This window comes from Paenarthrobacter sp. R1 (assembly GCF_030264015.1).
In the GTDB taxonomy this organism is placed as follows: Bacteria; Actinomycetota; Actinomycetes; order Actinomycetales; family Micrococcaceae; genus Arthrobacter; species Arthrobacter ureafaciens.
Genome location: NZ_CP127115.1, coordinates 2,530,735 through 2,546,845 on the forward strand (window position 1 = coordinate 2,530,735; position 16,111 = coordinate 2,546,845).

A 16,111-nucleotide genomic window follows, 5' to 3' on the forward strand; every position below is an offset into this window, starting at 1 on the left:
ACGGCGGACGGCGGATTCTGGGCCGCGACGGCGCCGCGTGTCAGGTCCGAGATCCTTCGCCGTGCCTTTGAACTCGTCACCGAGAGGGCGGACGGGTTCGCCCTGTTGATGACCTTGGAAATGGGCAAACCCTTGGCAGAAGCCCGGGGCGAGGTCACCTACGGTGCTGAATTCCTGCGCTGGTTCGCGGAGGAGGCCTTCCGGGACTACGGACGGTACCTGACCACGCCGGAAGGCAAGAACAAGATCCTGGTTCAGCAGAAGCCGGTTGGTCCCTGCCTGCTGATCACGCCCTGGAACTTCCCCTTGGCGATGGCCACCCGCAAAGTGGCGCCTGTGCGGCCGGTTGCACCATGGTCCTCAAACCCGCCAAGCTCACGCCCCTGACGGCTCAGTACTTCGCCCAGACCATGCTCGACGCCGGGCTTCCGGCAGGCGTCCTCAACGTCGTTGCGTCCTCTTCTGCCTCCGGCATCTCCGGCCCCCTGATGAGGGACTCGCGGCTCCGGAAGGTTTCCTTCACGGGGTCGACGCCGGTGGGCAAGCGACTCTTGGCGGACGCGGCAGGCAATGTCCTGCGGTCGTCCATGGAACTGGGCGGAAACGCTCCGTTCATCGTGTTCGAGGACGCCGACGTGGACAAAGCCGTCGAAGGGGCCATGGCCGCGAAAATGCGGAACATGGGGGAGGCCTGCACGGCCGCCAACCGGTTCCTGGTGCACGAAGCTGTTGCCGCGGAATTCACGCGCAAGTTCGCCGCGGCCATGGGGTCCCTGAGCGTAGGCCGGGGAACCGCGCCCACTACCCAGGTCGGGCCGCTGATCGACGCCGGCGCCCGCGCCGACGTGCACGCCTTGGTGACTGCCGCCGTCGACGCCGGAGCTACCGCCCTGACTGGCGGGAGTCCTGCGGACGGCCCCGGCTACTTCTACCCGCCCACCGTCCTGGCGAACGTTCCCAAGGATGCAGCGATCCTCCGCCAGGAGATTCCTCATGCAGATTTTCACGGACATTCGAGTCAAGCAACCAGCTGAGATCGACGAAAAGCTGGAAGCCGCAGTTCGCGCGGCCCAAAGGGACGCGCGAACAAAGGGGAGCGATGGAGTGCTTGTCATCCGGTATAGCTTCGAACACTATTCAGTGGCCCTGTCACCTGATGTGCCGTTCGGGCAGACCTATTAGCGCGATCAGGCAATTCGGAGCTAGCTCATCCCTGGTCGCGGAGGTACTGCCTCAACCCGGGGATTGCGAAATCGACTTTCCCGTAGCCGGCGGACTCGATCAGGCCCGCGGCAATGAGCCGTTTCCGGTACTTGGACACCACGTTGGGTTTGGCTTTCAGGATCGCGCCGATCTTGCCGGCCACGGAGGGGCCGTCTTGGGCGGCCACGGCATCCAGGAACGCGCGGTCCTCATCGAGAGCCCACCCTGCCTTGCCCGCTTCCAGCCAGAGGAAGTATCCAACGAGCTGGCAGGCCGGCGAAGATCAACCCGACGGGCAGCCCTTCGCGGATGAAGTGCTGGACGTCGGCGGCAGCTGGGTGGTGAGCCCGAACCCCGCTGCGGAGAAGGCGGTGATCTTCCGCGACGGAGGGCCATCCCCGAGCTCATCGAGAAGGTGCAGCATGTCACCAACCCCGCCCAGGAAGCCGGGAGTTGCTGTCCGGGAAATGACGGCCCACCCTTACTCGCGTGCGATGCCTTCCGCCTCATTCAACATCACGGTCTTGCCGATGCCCCTGGAGCCCGTGATGATGGTCAAAAGCCCCGGCGTCCCGGAACCCTGCTCCGGCGGCAGCTGGGTGGTCACGGTGAAACCTGCCACCCCCAAGGCCGTGATCCTCCGCCGAGCGGGGCCTTTGCCAAGTTCTTCCAAGTGCAGTCGCATGGTTTCGCCGATCCGTCCGATGAATCCAGAGGTGGCCGTCTCGGCAACGACCCACCCTTGCTGGACGGCCTTATCCTGGGCTGCGCCGAGCAGCGCTGTCTTGCCGATGCCGCGGGCGCCTGTGATGATGGTCAGCAATCCGGGCGCTCCCGAGCCAATCTGCAAGCCATACTCAAATTCATCCAGTGTGCCCTCGCGGCCAATAAGTTCAGGGGGAGTGGCGCCGGCTGTCGGCCGGAAAGGGTTCATCATCAGGGATCCTTGTGAGTCCTTGTGAGTCTACGTGACCCAAGCCATGTCTTGGCTCCTCCAACTCCGACTCTCAGACTGCTTTCGCGGCAAACTACCCAGCAGGCCGGTGTGCAAATCAATCAGACCCGGCCGCGAGCACCTGCAGGCCAGACCCGCGACGAGAGTAAACACGCCAGTCGGCACTTTCTGGCCACGGCGGGGATCGTGAAGCGCCGATAAGCACCCATCTGTAAACCTGCCTCCGAGTGCTGCAAATAGAAGAATCATCCGCGGGAGGATAGCGGCCGTTGCCGGTTTTTCGCTGTGTTTACTGGCGGGGTGGGGGAGGCCCAGCCAAACTCCATTCACGCGGCAGAGACAATCACTCGCCCAAGCTCCGCCATTTCTGCCGGTCTCGATGGAGGCGACTGTGTTCAGGAGGCTTGGTCAGCGCGTCCACTGTCGCTGGCCATGAGTCCTTCCAGCATGTGTGTACGGGCACGCTCGATGCCGGCGGAGACAACGTGGCGAATCTCGTCCTCTGTTCCGGTTCGGATCACATCGACGATGCGGCCATGGTTCGTGGCGGTGTAGTCGCGTCCCTGACTACCTCGGAAGTTGAGGAAGCGTTCAATCTCTTCGTGCAAGGAGTTGACGGTCTGGGCGAGCAACGGTATTCGTGACAGCTCGGCGATCCGGACATGCAGGAGTCGGTTTCTTTCGTTCCGCGTCGCAGCATCGACGTCATTGCTGACGCTCGCATCGCTGAGTTCCTCCAGAGCCGCGAGTTCTTCGGCGTTTGCGCGCCGGGATGCAAGTACGGCTGCTTCGGGTTCGAGGAGTTCGCGCATGCGGTACGTGTCTTGGAGTTCACCGAAGTCGATGGGCTTCACGAGTGTTCCCCGTTTGGGGATGACGACCACGAGTCCTTCACGTCGGAGCAGGTTGGTAGCTTCACGAATCGGTGTGCGGCTCATGCCGTATTCAGCGGCCAGGTAGGTATCCAGAATGGCGCTGCCCGGCCTGAAGCGGCAACGCAGGATGTCGCGTTTGAGCATCTCGTATGCACGATCCGCCATCGACACCGGCTTGTTCATTGCTCCTGGCCTTTCCGAAAAGCCCGCCCTGTCGGCGGGGCGTAACTTGCAGATGCTGCTTGACAGCGTTCATGTGACCAGCCTAACATCCCTGTTATATATAACATGAATAACACGCGGATTCATGGTTATGGATAGATGTCTTGATGCTTTGCACTCAAGCGACGACGCTGAAGGTGTGAGCACGACGGACACCCAGCAAAGAAGTCCCCGACAGCCCTTCACTCACATGGGATCCTCCACACCAGACAAGGCTTTTGAGCGATGACACAAGCTCCGGTCGATACCACCATCGACGTCCCCACAAACCGCCTTTACAGAACACTCAGCGCGATCGAACGCGCCGGCAACAAGCTGCCCCACCCGTTTTGGCTGTTCGCCATCCTGATCGTGATCCTCGGCGTGACCAGTGCGGTCCTCGCTGGGCTCGGCATCACTGTTGCCTTGCCGGGCAAGGACGAAACAGTGGCCGTGAAGAATCTGTTCTCGATGGAGGGAGCTAAATTCGCGGTCGAGTCAGCGCTGAACAATTACGCCACTTTTCCTCCGTTGGCGACCGTTGTCGTCGTCCTGCTCGGCGTTGCCGTGCTGGAACGCAGCGGCCTCCTGACAGCTCTGCTTCGGGTGACCATCGGGCGCCTGCCCGCCGCGCTGCTGACCTTCTCGATCGCCTTCAGCTCGATGATCGCCCACGTCATGAGCGACTCGGCCTATCTGGTCATGATCCCGCTGGGAGCGTTGGCCTTCCGCGCGGCCGGACGCAGTCCTGTGTTAGGACTCATGGTCGCTTACGCCGCCACGGCAGTGGGTTTCAACGCGAGCCCGCTGGTCACCCCGGCAGATGCGATCCGTTCTTCGCTGTCAACAGCAGCTGCCCGCCTGGTCGACAAGGACTACGTCATCACTCCGGTTGCAACGTACTTCTTCACGGCCGCGTCCTCGGTGGTCCTGGCCATCGCGATCGCACTGATCGTTGACAAGGTCCTCGCCCGCCGCCCCGAATTCGGCTCGGCCACGCTCACGGCCGACTTCGCCAAAGCAGACAAACTCTTCAACACCGCAGACAACGCCAACGTGGCCGTCAAACTCTCTTCGAAAGAAGCAAAGGCGCTCACCATCTCCGGGCTGGTCCTCCTGGCCTGCTTCGGCGTCATCACCATCATGCTCATGCCGGGCTCACCCTTCCTCGGCACCGGTGGGGACCTCGTGACTTCCGTGGTCGTGAAGAACATCGCGATCTTCCTGTGCATCATCTTCGCCTTGCTCGGCATCGTCTACGGACGGATCACCGGAACCATTCCCAAACTGAGCGATGTCCCCGCGGCCATGGCCGAAGGAATCCGCAATCTCGCCCCCGTGCTTGTCCTGTTCTTCGTTGTCGCCCAGTTCCTGGCCTACTTCGCCTGGACAAACATCGGTTCAGTCATCAGCGTGAACGGCGCCCAAGCACTCAAATCACTCGAAGCGCCCCACCTGGTCATCCTGCTCGTCATCGTCCTGGCCATCAGCATCCTGAACATGCTCATCACCAGCGGCTCGGCAATGTGGTCCATCCTGGCCCCCGTCGTGATCCCGATGGTCATGTATGTCGGGCTGAAACCCGAAGCTTCCATGGTGGCGTTCATGATCGGTGACTCGGTCACCAACTGCATCACGCCCTTGAACGGGTACTTCGTCCTGGCCCTCGGCTTCGTCCAGCAGTTCCGTAAAGGCGCCGGCATCGGAACGATGCTCTCCTTCACGATCCCGCTGGCCGTCGGCGTCCTCGTCGTCTGGACCGCGCTCTTTGTCCTCTGGTACGCCCTCGGGATCCCACTCGGACCCGGGGTCCCCGTCCGCTAAGCACCAAGACTCTCAAACGCACCGGGCTCCTGCCCCGTGAACACCAACACAAAGGAAACACACCCCATGGGAAGCATTGCAATTGTCGGCGCCGGAAACGTCGGCCAGGCCATCGCCGGCCACATGACCTTGCTCGGCCACGACGTCCGATTGTTCTCACGGTGGGAACGCGACTTCGAAGCGATCATCGCCAATGACGGCATCGACCTCTCAGGCGACGTCGAAGGCCACGCCGACAAACCACTCCTGACAACTGACCTCGGGCGGGCCGTCGAAGGCGCAGACACCATCATCGTCGCAGCACCAGCCTTCGCCCACGCCTACCTCTCCGAGCAGCTTGCAGCACTGCTGGAACCCGAACAGCTGGTCGTTTTCCAGCCCAGCGTCCTGGGAAGCTCGTTGGAACTGGCAAGGCACTTCGCCCTCGCACAGCGCACGCCATGCCTCATCGCCGAAACGCCCACCAGCCTGTACACCTGCCGCCTTCGCGGGCCCGCCCAGGTCTTCATTGGAGCGATCAAACAAGCAGTACAGCTGGCAACCATCCCCCACACAGCCTCACAAACCGCTCTCGACCGGCTCAGCCCATACTTCGGCGGCCGCTACGTGGCCGGCAGCGACACCCTTTCCGTAGGCCTCGGAAACTGCAACGCGATCTACCACGTCCCCCCAGCAGTCCTGAACATCAAAACCGTCGAAGACGCCGACACCCACCCCCACCACACACTCGTCACCCCCAGGGTCGCGGAAGTCATCCACGCCCTCGACGAAGAACGCCTGCTCTTGGCCGAAGCCCTCGGCGTGAAAACGCCCAGCTTCTGGGAATTCCTCGAAAACGCCTACGGCGTCACCGAAGGAACCCACGTCGAACGAATCGTTCAAGGCTACGGACGCCAAGCCTTCCCCGAACCAGACTCCCTCACCCACCGATACTTCACCGAAGACATCCCCTTCGGCCTGGTCATCTGGAGCTCGCTGGCCAAGCAAATCGGACTCTCCCTCCCACTCACGGACGCCTTCATCAAAGTCAGCGGAATCATCTGCGACACAGACTTCGAAACCGCAGGACGCACAGCCGACGTCCTCGGCCTCGAAGGACTAGACGCAACTGCGATCAAAGCAGCCTTCTTCGACGGCGCGACTCCACTCGTCACCGTCTAGACGGCCAAGCGGAGCAGCAGGCCAAGCCCACAAACGGCTTGGCCTGCTGCCCCCATGGAAGCCTCACCATCCGTCTCACGGACATGGATCGAACAACCCGATGCCAAGAAAGCGACTGCCCGTGGAACTACACCTCCAGCCTGACTGGCAACGAGCCCAAGGCCAACACGTCGAAATCCGACGACTAGGAAAAACCATTCACGCCGGAACCGTAGAAGCCGTCATGCCCGACAACTCCATACTCTGGATCTGTGCCTCAGGCGCTCTCCCTCGGACCATGTTCGAAAGATCCGAAGGGCACGAGGTATACGCCAGATACTCATGGGACGCCCTTCCTAAGTGAGACGTCCAGACCCAACCACCGATACCCTTCACGGCACCGGAACGAATCTGCGTATCGGGCGCCCTTTGGAATCGTGATAGCGGCATCTGCAAGGACGGCTACCCATGACACAAGAACTGGCTTCGAACTTCCGCACCGTCCGGCCACAACAGCTTGTCGCATCAAAGGATCCTTTGATAAGAAACCGCTAGGTGGTCGTGCAAGGCGACTCCAACTCGCGGATTCCCGACAAGCCAGATGTCCAAACAAAGTGTCTCACTGAGGTATTCTCAGAATCATCAATTTTGGTCCTTTGATAAGACGGAGAAATGATGACACGCCTTGGATACGCCCGAGTCAGCCTGGCTGAGCAGAATACCGATCTGCAGATCCGTGAATTGGAAGCGGCTGGGTGCGAGCGAATCTATAAGGACCAGGGGATCAGCGGGACCAAGGTAAGCCGTCCAGAGTTGGACCGGCTGCTGGACCGACTCGGTCCAGGGGATGAAGTCGTGGTGTGGAAGCTGGACCGTTTGGGCCGCAACACTAGACACTTGCTCGAGCTCCTGGATGACTTCAAGGTGCAAGGCATCAAGTTCCGCTCCCTAAGGGACGGCATCGCCACTGACCCGGCCAGCGAGGTCGGGGGAGCGATGGCCCAGGCGATGGTCACCATCATTTCTGCGTTCGCCCAGCTTGAACGAGACCAGCTTTCCGAACGCACCAAAGCCGGCATGGCGGCTGCAGCTGCAAACGGAAGGAAAGCAGGACGCCGGGAGGTCACTACAGACCACGAAAAGGTCAAGAGAGCACGTGAACTGAAAGCACGAGGCCTCAAGCCATCGGACATTGGAAAGATCATCGGTGCCAGCCGCGCGACCGTCTACCGATACCTGAGCATGGACTCCTGAGCCACGGAACTAGCTGTCCCGGAAGTTGACTTTGTGACTGCCGCCCGCGACAGATCTTTTGGGATAACATCCGGGACGGAAATGTTACGAGGTGGCCACCCGGCGGCGGCGCGGCCAAACCAGACCACATGGAGATCAAATCCTGGGGGAGTGTTCCCGTTCTAAGGAAATGGAACAGGTCGAAAAACGGGCTATCGGTCGGTGCTGACAAGGGGGCGGCTGGCAAGTCACGAGGATGCAGAGTTTCTTAAAATGTCGTATGCGGCTGGCATTATGATTCGGTGTTCCGAAAACTCGCCAGTGAACTGGTCCAAACTGTTTCTTTCAACATGCAGCTCGCGAAACTCCAACTCGACGGTTACGGTCGACGTCGGTTCCGCGCAGGGTTCGACTCCGGGTACAGCATTGGGCGTGATCATGGTTCCCGGGGACTGACGAAATCCTCGAAACCAGGGCTTGCTGGTCATCCGCAGTCGGAGATTGACGGCATTGAGGTCGACCATTTGATGGCACCCTTACTTCGAGCACTTTGGGATTTGGGGCTGGAGACGCAGTTTTCGTGCCAGGGAGACGCTGACCACTACACCGCCCACGAGCCCTTACTTAACTTCAACCGTTCCCAAATCGTCTTTGCCGACTACGACCAGGCGTGCAAGTTCGTGCGGAAAACGATGGAACTGATGGACAGTGCCGCCTACAGTGAGGGAGGAATTGACATCACAACGATGGACCCGATGGATGGCGCTGCTTTTCGCGCGGCAGTATGGTTTCCTCCGCAGCTTCTCGAACCCATCACAAGGCAGTGGGTGGAGTTCGAAAGAACCGTACCATTGGCTGATGGGCAGCTTCCCCGGGGTTGAGCCGGCGCAAGAAGGCTAGATCTCATCTCACCTGAAGGATCTGACTATTGGGATTGTTCCGGTTTGCGGTGTAGCTTTCCTGTCTTGATTGCCCTTTGGATTTGATCGTATGTCCGGTGCTTCTTGGGATTGAAGTCGCCGTCCACGAGATCCCGCATGAACTGAAACTTCATCCGGGTCCACAGCGTGAGGATCTGCTCTCGGCCGAAGGAGGGAAACGAGTGTTCGTCATCTATCTTTAGAGGGGACTCGCCCGCGTCTCCGCCCAGGGATTTCAGTAGACCCTTGAAGCGGCGAAGGTCTTGGGCGGAGGAGCGCAGACGTCGCACCGCTGTCTCAGCATCAGAGGCCTTGCCGGGATCAATCTCTTTAACTTTGTTCACGAATTCTTCCAGCGGGATGGCCACTTCGATATCAACCAGATCACTCACGGCGTCCATTAGATGCCTATGCTCGTCCGAGTCGGGCTCCCAACCGAAACTCCCCGTCTTTACATCAAATGCGAAGTCCCGGATCAGCTCGGCATGGGTCTCTCTGGCGGTTCGAAGCTGCCGTCCGACCGTTAAGAGCCGGATTGCGTCCCACCCGCTGTCGCTATAGGTGGCTTCCAAGACCAGGCCGGTCACCGGCATCACCGCCGGTCCATTAACTGCGAGTTCTTCCTCCATGGCCGCACGATCGTAGCTCCACTCCGCCGGACCGTCTATGCCTGCAAACCAGTCCACGAGATCGATAGTTCTCATAGGCATAATCTCAGGCTCACCATCGCTCGAAGCTGGTACTGGTGCGAGCGGCCGCGTTACGTCAAAGAGAATAGCGACGGGGGGTACCCGCAAGGCCTTGGATAGGGCCATCAGCTCGCTGACCGTGATGTCTTCGCGCCGCCCTGTCTCGATATTGGCTATGACCGACCGGGACATTCCTGAGTCTTCTGCCAGATCTTGGGCTGATAGACCCTCTCGCCTACGGAAAGCACCGATACGTCGACCGATCCCCATCAAAATTTGTGTCATGAAAACACAATATACGGCAATATGTTTCACTGGTACACATCATGCTATTCTCGATGGTGATTAGAAGCCTGCTGTGAGGCGGGGTGGCTGCAGCAGGGAGGGTATAAAGCGCGTGGGTGGGGTGACGGGAGGCGAATCGAAAAACATTGGGGCATGGGGAGATGAAAGTATGCGCCTTACAAAGGTGCAGTCACCCATGTACTTGCTTGGTGCCGCCCTTGCGGACGAGGTGACAGCAGTTCAAGCTCGCGAGGCCATGCTAGGGATTCACAAAAAGGGTCCGAAACTCCATTGGAGAGATCTTGACCCACGAGCCAAGACGCTGTCTGTCGAAGCTGTCGCATCGCTGAGCCTGGACCATATTGTTGTTATCGCCAGCCCTCTGGATCCTCGCCGGCAGGAGCGCGCACGTGCCAAGTGCATTGAAAGGCTCTGCTGGGAGGTGGAGGAGCTGGGCGGCACGAGCGTGACATTTGAAGCGCGGACCCAATCGCTGAACCAACGCGATCGGCAACTAATCCCCAAATTGAGGGGCAAAGGCGCCCTGCCCGTCGGCTTGCGAGTCGATTGGCTTAGGGGCTCCGAGGACCCAATGCTTTGGATCGCCGATCAAGTCCTAGGTGCCATAGGGGACGCTGAAGCTGGAGAGCCCAGATACTTCAAAACAATCCTTGATGACGTCAAAATCTCACGGATAAATCTCTAGAGAACGCGAAAGCCAGGTCCCGTTATGAACAGCGGGGGTCCTGGCTTCACTTCTTCCACCCCTCGGGATGGAAGCTCACGTTCAGTGTACAACAAACACTCCCTAACTTTCCCGTGGTCGTTGCGTGTGCGAGTTCCCTAACTTTCCTGTAGTCGTGGGGCGTATATGGAGGTGCGGCCCAGCCCAGCATGCCGGCACCCCAAGCAGGTCAAAGAGCTCGACCTCATGGCCCTGAAACGTACTCGGCCTAAAACAGTGAGTAGACCGGCCACCGTTGGATGTGAGGCTCGGGACAGCCGGCTGCAGTTGTGTGGCCGTTCGCATCGATCTGACGGGGTGTTTGGTGCAGCTGGCTCCTGAAAATGGCAATGCGGATGTGTGGGGGGCTCCCGCTGGGGGAGTGTCCCACTTCTAAGGAAGTGGGACGACTGGAGGGCTGCTCCCAATACACTAAGAGATCTACGCTGAAGCATGCGCATGATGCGGCTAGCCGTAGTCCTGTTGGCTCCGGCATGCGCGGCCCCAGTCACGGCCTGCCCTGCGATTGCTCAGGCGCCGGTTGTGACAGCAACTATCCTGCAGGGCTATGTTCCAGCGGTGCGCACCCTCCACATTAAGGCGTGCCAATCCGGGACATGCCGGGATGGCTGTGACAGGTTTGGATGGCCCCGGTAGGACGGTTATTTCTGGCCCCACTTCGTGACTCGCCGGGCATCTTGTGACGGTTATATGTGGCTCCGCCTTCAACGTTGGATTCATCAGTGGATGGATGCGGCGGAAGGCTGGTCTGGATGGAGTCGAGAGTGGAGTTGTTCGCACTGATCCGAAGGGACGCCCGGGTCGAGGGCCTCTCGGTCCGTGCGCTGGCGTCCAAGCACAAAGTTCATCGAAGGACGGTGCGGCAGGCGCTGGAATCGGCATCCCCTCCGGAGCGGAAGCCCAGGCAGGGGGTGGCCTGGCGGCTGGAGCCGTTCAAGCCGGCAATCGATGCCATGCTGACCGAGGACACGACGGCGCCGCGCAAGCAGCGCCATACCTCGCGCAGGATTCTGGCCAGGCTCGTTGAAGAGCACGGCGCGGAGGAGTTGTCGTATTCGACGGTGCGTGACTATGTGCGGGTCCGGAGGGCGCGGATCGATGTCGAGGCCGGCCGTCGGGTTGAGGTGTTTATCCCGCAGGAGCATGCCCCGGGCGCTGAGGCTGAGGTGGATTTCGGTGAAGTCTGGGTCGTGCTGAACGGGGTGAAAACGAAGTGCCATATGTTCGTTTTCCGGCTGTCGAGCTCGGGTAGGGCCATCCACCGGATCTATCCGACACAGGCGCAGGAAGCTTTCCTCGAAGGCCACATCGAAGCCTTCAATGTTTTGGGCGGAATCCCGACGAAACACATCCGCTATGACAATCTCACCAGCGCTGTTACCGCGGTGGTGTTCGGGCAGGGGCGGCAGCGGCTGGAAAATGACCGGTGGGTGCTGTTCCGTTCTCACTACGGCTTCGACCCCTTCTACTGCCAGCCCGGCATCGCCGGGGCGCATGAGAAGGGCGGAGTCGAGGGGGAGGTCGGCTGGTTCCGCCGCAACCGGCTCTCCCCAATGCCTGTTGCTGGGTCTTTGGATGAGCTCAACGACCGGATTCGGGCTTGGGAAGTCCTGGACGATGGCCGGCGGATTAATGACAGGATCCGCACCATTGGCCAGGACTTCGCCCTCGAACAGCCGTTCCTGGCGCCAATGCCGGCAGAGCTCTTCGACCCGGGCCTAGTGCTGACACCGCGGGTGGACCGGTCCTCGATGATCACGGTGCGGATGGTGAAGTATTCCGTCCCGGCCCGGCTCATCGGCAGGAGGGTCCGGGTGTCGCTGCGAGCGTCCGAGGTCGTGGTGTTCGACGGGCGTGCCGTGGTCGCCAGGCATCAGCGGATCGTTGCCAAAGGTGGCCAGTCCGTGCAGCTGGACCACTATCTGGAGGTCCTGAAGACCAAACCCGGCGCGCTGCCCGGTTCCACCGCCCTGGCCCGGGCGCGGGAGTCCGGCGCGTTCACCAGCGCGCACGAGGCGTTCTGGGCTGCCTCCCGGCGCGTCAACGGCGACGCGGACGGGACCCGTGAACTGATCGATGTCCTGCTGCTTCACCGCTCCATGGACGCCGGTGATATCCACGCCGGGATCACCGCGGCACTGGGGGTGGGTGCCGTCAGTGCCGACGTCGTCGCGGTCGAAGCCCGCAGACACATCTCTAGCCTCTCCGGTGCCGGGTCCGGTTCGGACCGTCATCCCGTTGCTCGAGAAGACGCGAATGTGCGACGGGTTGTCAGCCTTACCCAGCGTCGGCTCATGGATCCGGCGGCGGTCATCGCCGGGCTCCCGCCGGACACCCGGCCCGTGCCCTCGGTCAGCGCCTATGACGAGCTGCTGGCCAAACGCCCCCAACCCGCACAAGCATCCGCGTCGAAGGAGAACATCTCATGAGCCCTGCCGCACCCTCTACGACCATCACTCCGACCCTGCGCCGGCGGCGCGGCCTGACCGAACAGGCCGCGGTCGCGGCTGTGGACCAGGCCTGCCGCCGGCTGCGCCTGCCCACCGTCCGGGCGGTCCTGGACGAGGCCCTTACCGTCGCCGGAAAGGAACAACTGAGCTACCAGGGGTTCCTGGCGGAGCTGTTGCTGGCCGAGTGCGATGACCGGGACCGGCGCTCCTCGATCCGCCGCGTGAAGGCCGCGAATTTTCCCCGGGACAAATGGCTCGGGGATTTCGATTTCGACGCGAACCCGAATATCAACCCCGCCACTATCCACACCCTCGCTACCGGAGACTGGATCCGCAAAGGATCGCCCCTGTGTCTCATCGGGGATTCCGGGACGGGAAAATCCCACTTGCTGATCGGACTCGGCACCGCGGCGGCGGAGAAGGGCTACCGGGTGAAATACACCCTTGCGACCCGGCTTGTGAACGAACTCGTCGAGGCCGCGGATGAGAAAGTCCTGGCCAAGACCATCGCCCGCTACGGACGCGTGGACCTGCTCTGCATCGACGAACTGGGCTATATGGAACTGGACCGCCGCGGCGCCGAACTTCTGTTCCAGGTCCTCACCGAACGAGAGGAGAAGAATTCCATCGCCATAGCCTCCAACGAATCCTTCTCCGGCTGGACCAAAACCTTCACCGACCCACGCCTCTGCGCCGCAATCGTGGACAGGCTGACCTTCAACGGCGCCATCATCGAAACAGGCACCGATTCATATCGTCTCGCCCACACCATCGCCCAACAAACTGCCTAACGCAGTCTGGAGGCGCAATCAGAGGCAGGCCACGGTTGCCCGCTCACGGCGGCCACACGGCTCGGGACTGTTGCTCAACTGTTGGTCGAGGAGCCTGTTCTGATGGTGCCGGGCGCCGGCTTCGACTTTATGCCGACACTGCACGTTCGGTAGTGCTGTTGCTGGTGTGGTAGGCGTGGCTTGTTAAAAGTGAAATATCAGACGCTAAGGATTCGCTGGGTCCGATAACCGAACGATCACGAGACGCCTCGGGGTCTTGCGGAGCAGAGACTCCCATCCAGTGCCTCGCAACTCATTGGTTGCAAGACAAGTGAGCGCAACTCCGCCCCCCGACATGTGATTGTTTTGCTGAAAGGTGCCCGCCAGTAGGCCGTGAACGCCCCGCGCACGGTCTTCAGCGCCGACCTGGCCGCGCCCGCAGAAACCGCGCCCAACAGGGCCAGCAACTGATCCTGCGCCTCCGATCCGACGGCTAATCCTAAACAAGTCCCCTGCGGGGATCTGCCCGCCGGGGAACCCGGAAACGTTTCAGGAGGGCTGCCGGTTGGGTTCCGCGCGGACGATCAGGGGCAGGAAGCGGACGTAGAGGACCATTCCGATCAATTCAACGAGTGTCTGGGTAACAATCACCAGGGCTGCCAGGGCCAGCGGTCCGGGAAGCGCCAGCGCCAGCGGCAGCACGACCAGGGAATTGCGGGTCGCGCCGCTGAACACAACGGCACGGGTGGCTGCCGCATCGAGACCGGCTGGCTTGGCTGCGAGCAGTCCCAGCGGAACCATCACCAGCAGGAATGCCGCGTAGAGCGGAACAACAGCCAGCAGTGAACCGAGCTCCTGGCCGACTCCCACGATCTGCGAACCGACCACCACCGACAGTGTTGCCATCAGGAGGGGAACCATCAGCGCCTGCATGACTTTCATGACCATCCGACCCAGAAGTGCCCGGCGGGCCAATGTTTGGGTTAGCGCAGCAACAACCAGGGGGATGATGATCAATACGAGCAGGGCATCAACGAACGGTGCCGGATCGATGGCCGAAACCAGATCGGGCCCGACGAAAACAAACAGATAGACCGGCAACAGGAGCATCTGCGCCAGCATCAGCACGGGGGCAGCTGCGAGGAGCCGGTCGCTTGCCCCGCCCGCGAGGCCGCTGAACACGATGACGTAGTCAATGCACGGCGTCAGGAGTACCAGCGACACTCCGACCAGCAGGGCCTGGTCCCCGGCAATGAACCGGGTCAAGCCAAAGACCGCTACGGGAACGATGGCGAAGTTCAGAACCAGCACCGTTGCGAGGAACCGCAGGTCCCTGGCTGCCTTTCCGATGGAGGCAAAGGGAATGCCCAAGAAAGTTGCGTAGAGCAGCAGCCCCAGGACCGGATAAATCGAATGCTCCAACACCGCCGACGATCCGGGCGCAAGGAAGCCAACAGCACCCCCGACGAGGATGGCCACGACGTACAGGGCGATCTGATGGCGTTCCATCCACGCCACGAGGCTCTCGGTCTTCACCATGTCCATGCTAGGCGCAGCTGAAACCTGCATATCTCCCGGCCATGCCGCCGTTGCGTGCGATGTTGGAAGGATTAACGGTTCGCAGGGTTTGGCAGCAGTCTTCGCCGGGCCACCCGGTCGCTGCTTTCCTTGACGGACCGCGAGCCCCTTCGTTCCTTCGGGCATTCACAACATCCCCATCAAGGCTCACTGGGCACCGTTCTGCCTGGTCCTCCTGGGCTCCGATCAGACTGGCATGCTCAGCCTTCCCTCCCTCTGGCAGTGATCTGGCTGGGCTGCGGCACGTACGGCACCTGCTTCGGTCCCTCGGCTCGTGGTGACCGGATAATGGGGGCGCCCGATGGGCGGGGTTTTCAAAGCGTTTCTGCGGACGTGACGGCGTTTGTCCGGGCTTCAGCGGGTGTTCTCCGGGGGCGGGCCGTCGGCTCCCACCCGCGACCGGGGGCGGGGCCTGAGCCTGTGGAAGAGCACCAGGCCTCCGATGAAGAGCAGGCCGGCGACCCAGGTGTTGACGCGCAGGCCAAGGATGGTGTTGGCGTAGTCCGTGCGCATGAGTTCGAAGCCAAACCGTCCGGCGGTGTAGAGGACGATGTAGAGGCCGAACACTGCGCCGGCCCCGAGTTTGTATTTGCGGTCCAGCCACATCAGGAGCGCCGCGGCGGCGAGGCACCAGAGGGATTCGTAGAGAAAGGTCGGATGGAAGTAGCCGAGAATTTCCGGTGTTCCCTCCGGTGTCGTCAGTGCCCGTCCGGTGCCCTGGTCCATGGCGTGGATCTGGAGTTTCCAGGGCAGGTCTGTGGGTGCGCCGTAGAGTTCGTTGTTAAACCAGTTGCCCCATCTGCCCAGGGCCTGTGCCAGCAGCAGGCCGGGGGCGGCCGCGTCGGCGAACGCGGAGAACGGGACGCCGGCGCGGTGGGCGCCTATCGCGGCTCCGACGAGTCCGAGGGCCACGGCGCCCCAGATGCCCAGGCCGCCTTCCCAGATCCGCAGTGCACCCCAGGGGTCCTTACCGGGGGCGAAGTAGAGCTGGTTGTCGGTGATCACGTGGTAGATCCGGCCGCCGGCGATGCCGAAAGGAACGGCCCACATCACGATGTCCAGGGCCTGGGCTGTGGTGCCGCCCCGGGCGCGAAGACGGCGCGCGGTCAGCCAGGTCCCCAGAGCGATGCCGGCCATGATGCACAGCGCGTAGAAGTGTATGGTCAGTGGCCCGAGTTCAATGGTGCTGACCGTTGGTGACGGCAAAAAGAGGCCTGGGTCCGAGAGTATTTGCTGCATGGCC

The 16,111-nt window shown here is 61.5% G+C and carries 14 protein-coding genes and 1 pseudogene; 8 read left to right on the forward strand and 7 right to left on the reverse strand.

From position 1 onward, the window contains the following. Positions 1–18: 18 nt before the first annotated feature. Positions 19–989: pseudogene (locus tag QN084_RS12325) on the forward strand (aldehyde dehydrogenase family protein); the annotation flags it as partial. 218 nt (positions 990–1,207) lie between these two features. Here QN084_RS12325 and QN084_RS12330 read toward each other — a convergent pair. From QN084_RS12330 to QN084_RS12345, 4 genes are all read right to left on the reverse strand, one after another. Further along, entirely contained in the window at positions 1,208–1,390 is a 183-nt protein-coding gene (locus tag QN084_RS12330) for a DUF8462 domain-containing protein (protein WP_069695567.1), read from the reverse strand. A 96-nt stretch (positions 1,391–1,486) separates the two neighbouring features. Next, a complete protein-coding gene (locus QN084_RS12335; protein WP_168529485.1) occupies positions 1,487–1,627 on the reverse strand; it encodes a hypothetical protein in 141 nt (46 codons plus the stop codon). A gap of 57 nt (positions 1,628–1,684) precedes the next feature. Continuing rightward, positions 1,685–2,140, reverse strand: a complete 456-nt coding sequence (locus QN084_RS12340; RefSeq protein WP_256869929.1) for an ATP-binding protein — start codon at positions 2,138–2,140, stop codon at positions 1,685–1,687. A gap of 413 nt (positions 2,141–2,553) precedes the next feature. Next, positions 2,554–3,216, reverse strand: a complete 663-nt coding sequence (locus tag QN084_RS12345; protein WP_069695568.1) for a GntR family transcriptional regulator — start codon at positions 3,214–3,216, stop codon at positions 2,554–2,556. Positions 3,217–3,480: 264 nt separating this feature from the next. Here QN084_RS12345 and QN084_RS12350 point away from each other — a divergent pair, with 264 nt between their 5' ends. The 4 genes from QN084_RS12350 to QN084_RS12365 all read left to right on the forward strand — a co-directional run bounded on the left by QN084_RS12350 (position 3,481) and on the right by QN084_RS12365 (position 8,312). Continuing rightward, a complete protein-coding gene (locus QN084_RS12350) occupies positions 3,481–5,058 on the forward strand; it encodes an AbgT family transporter (RefSeq protein ID WP_168529483.1) in 1,578 nt (525 codons plus the stop codon). A gap of 66 nt (positions 5,059–5,124) precedes the next feature. Next, entirely contained in the window at positions 5,125–6,219 is a 1,095-nt protein-coding gene (locus QN084_RS12355; RefSeq protein ID WP_069695570.1) for an NAD/NADP octopine/nopaline dehydrogenase family protein, read from the forward strand. A gap of 651 nt (positions 6,220–6,870) precedes the next feature. Beyond that, positions 6,871–7,452: a recombinase family protein gene (locus tag QN084_RS12360; RefSeq protein WP_285750013.1), complete on the forward strand. Its 582-nt coding sequence runs from the start codon at positions 6,871–6,873 to the stop codon at positions 7,450–7,452. Between the two features lie 281 nt (positions 7,453–7,733). After that, entirely contained in the window at positions 7,734–8,312 is a 579-nt protein-coding gene (locus tag QN084_RS12365) for a hypothetical protein (RefSeq protein WP_069695571.1), read from the forward strand. Between the two features lie 44 nt (positions 8,313–8,356). On the opposite strand, the gene QN084_RS12370 is transcribed toward QN084_RS12365, so the two are convergent. Beyond that, positions 8,357–9,325: a helix-turn-helix domain-containing protein gene (locus tag QN084_RS12370; RefSeq protein WP_139126824.1), complete on the reverse strand. Its 969-nt coding sequence runs from the start codon at positions 9,323–9,325 to the stop codon at positions 8,357–8,359. A gap of 196 nt (positions 9,326–9,521) precedes the next feature. Between QN084_RS12370 and QN084_RS12375 the strand changes: the two genes are divergently transcribed. From QN084_RS12375 to istB, 3 genes are all read left to right on the forward strand, one after another. Continuing rightward, positions 9,522–10,031 (forward strand): hypothetical protein, encoded by a 510-nt coding sequence (locus QN084_RS12375; protein ID WP_139126825.1) that lies wholly within the window; start codon positions 9,522–9,524, stop codon positions 10,029–10,031. 791 nt (positions 10,032–10,822) lie between these two features. Then, complete coding sequence (istA, locus tag QN084_RS12380) at positions 10,823–12,499, forward strand: IS21 family transposase (RefSeq protein ID WP_069695619.1); 1,677 nt, start codon at positions 10,823–10,825, stop codon at positions 12,497–12,499. Next, positions 12,496–13,311, forward strand: a complete 816-nt coding sequence (istB, locus tag QN084_RS12385; protein ID WP_069695574.1) for an IS21-like element helper ATPase IstB — start codon at positions 12,496–12,498, stop codon at positions 13,309–13,311. The genes istA and istB overlap by 4 nt, the downstream gene beginning before the upstream one ends. 528 nt (positions 13,312–13,839) lie before the next feature. Here the strand turns inward: istB and QN084_RS12390 are convergent. Together QN084_RS12390 and lgt are read right to left on the reverse strand one after the other, a co-directional pair. Then, entirely contained in the window at positions 13,840–14,835 is a 996-nt protein-coding gene (locus QN084_RS12390; protein ID WP_285750023.1) for an arsenic resistance protein, read from the reverse strand. A gap of 387 nt (positions 14,836–15,222) precedes the next feature. Continuing rightward, on the reverse strand, positions 15,223–16,107 hold the full coding sequence (lgt, locus tag QN084_RS12395) for a prolipoprotein diacylglyceryl transferase (RefSeq protein ID WP_069695575.1): 885 nt from the start codon (positions 16,105–16,107) through the stop codon (positions 15,223–15,225). Positions 16,108–16,111 lie beyond the last annotated feature (4 nt).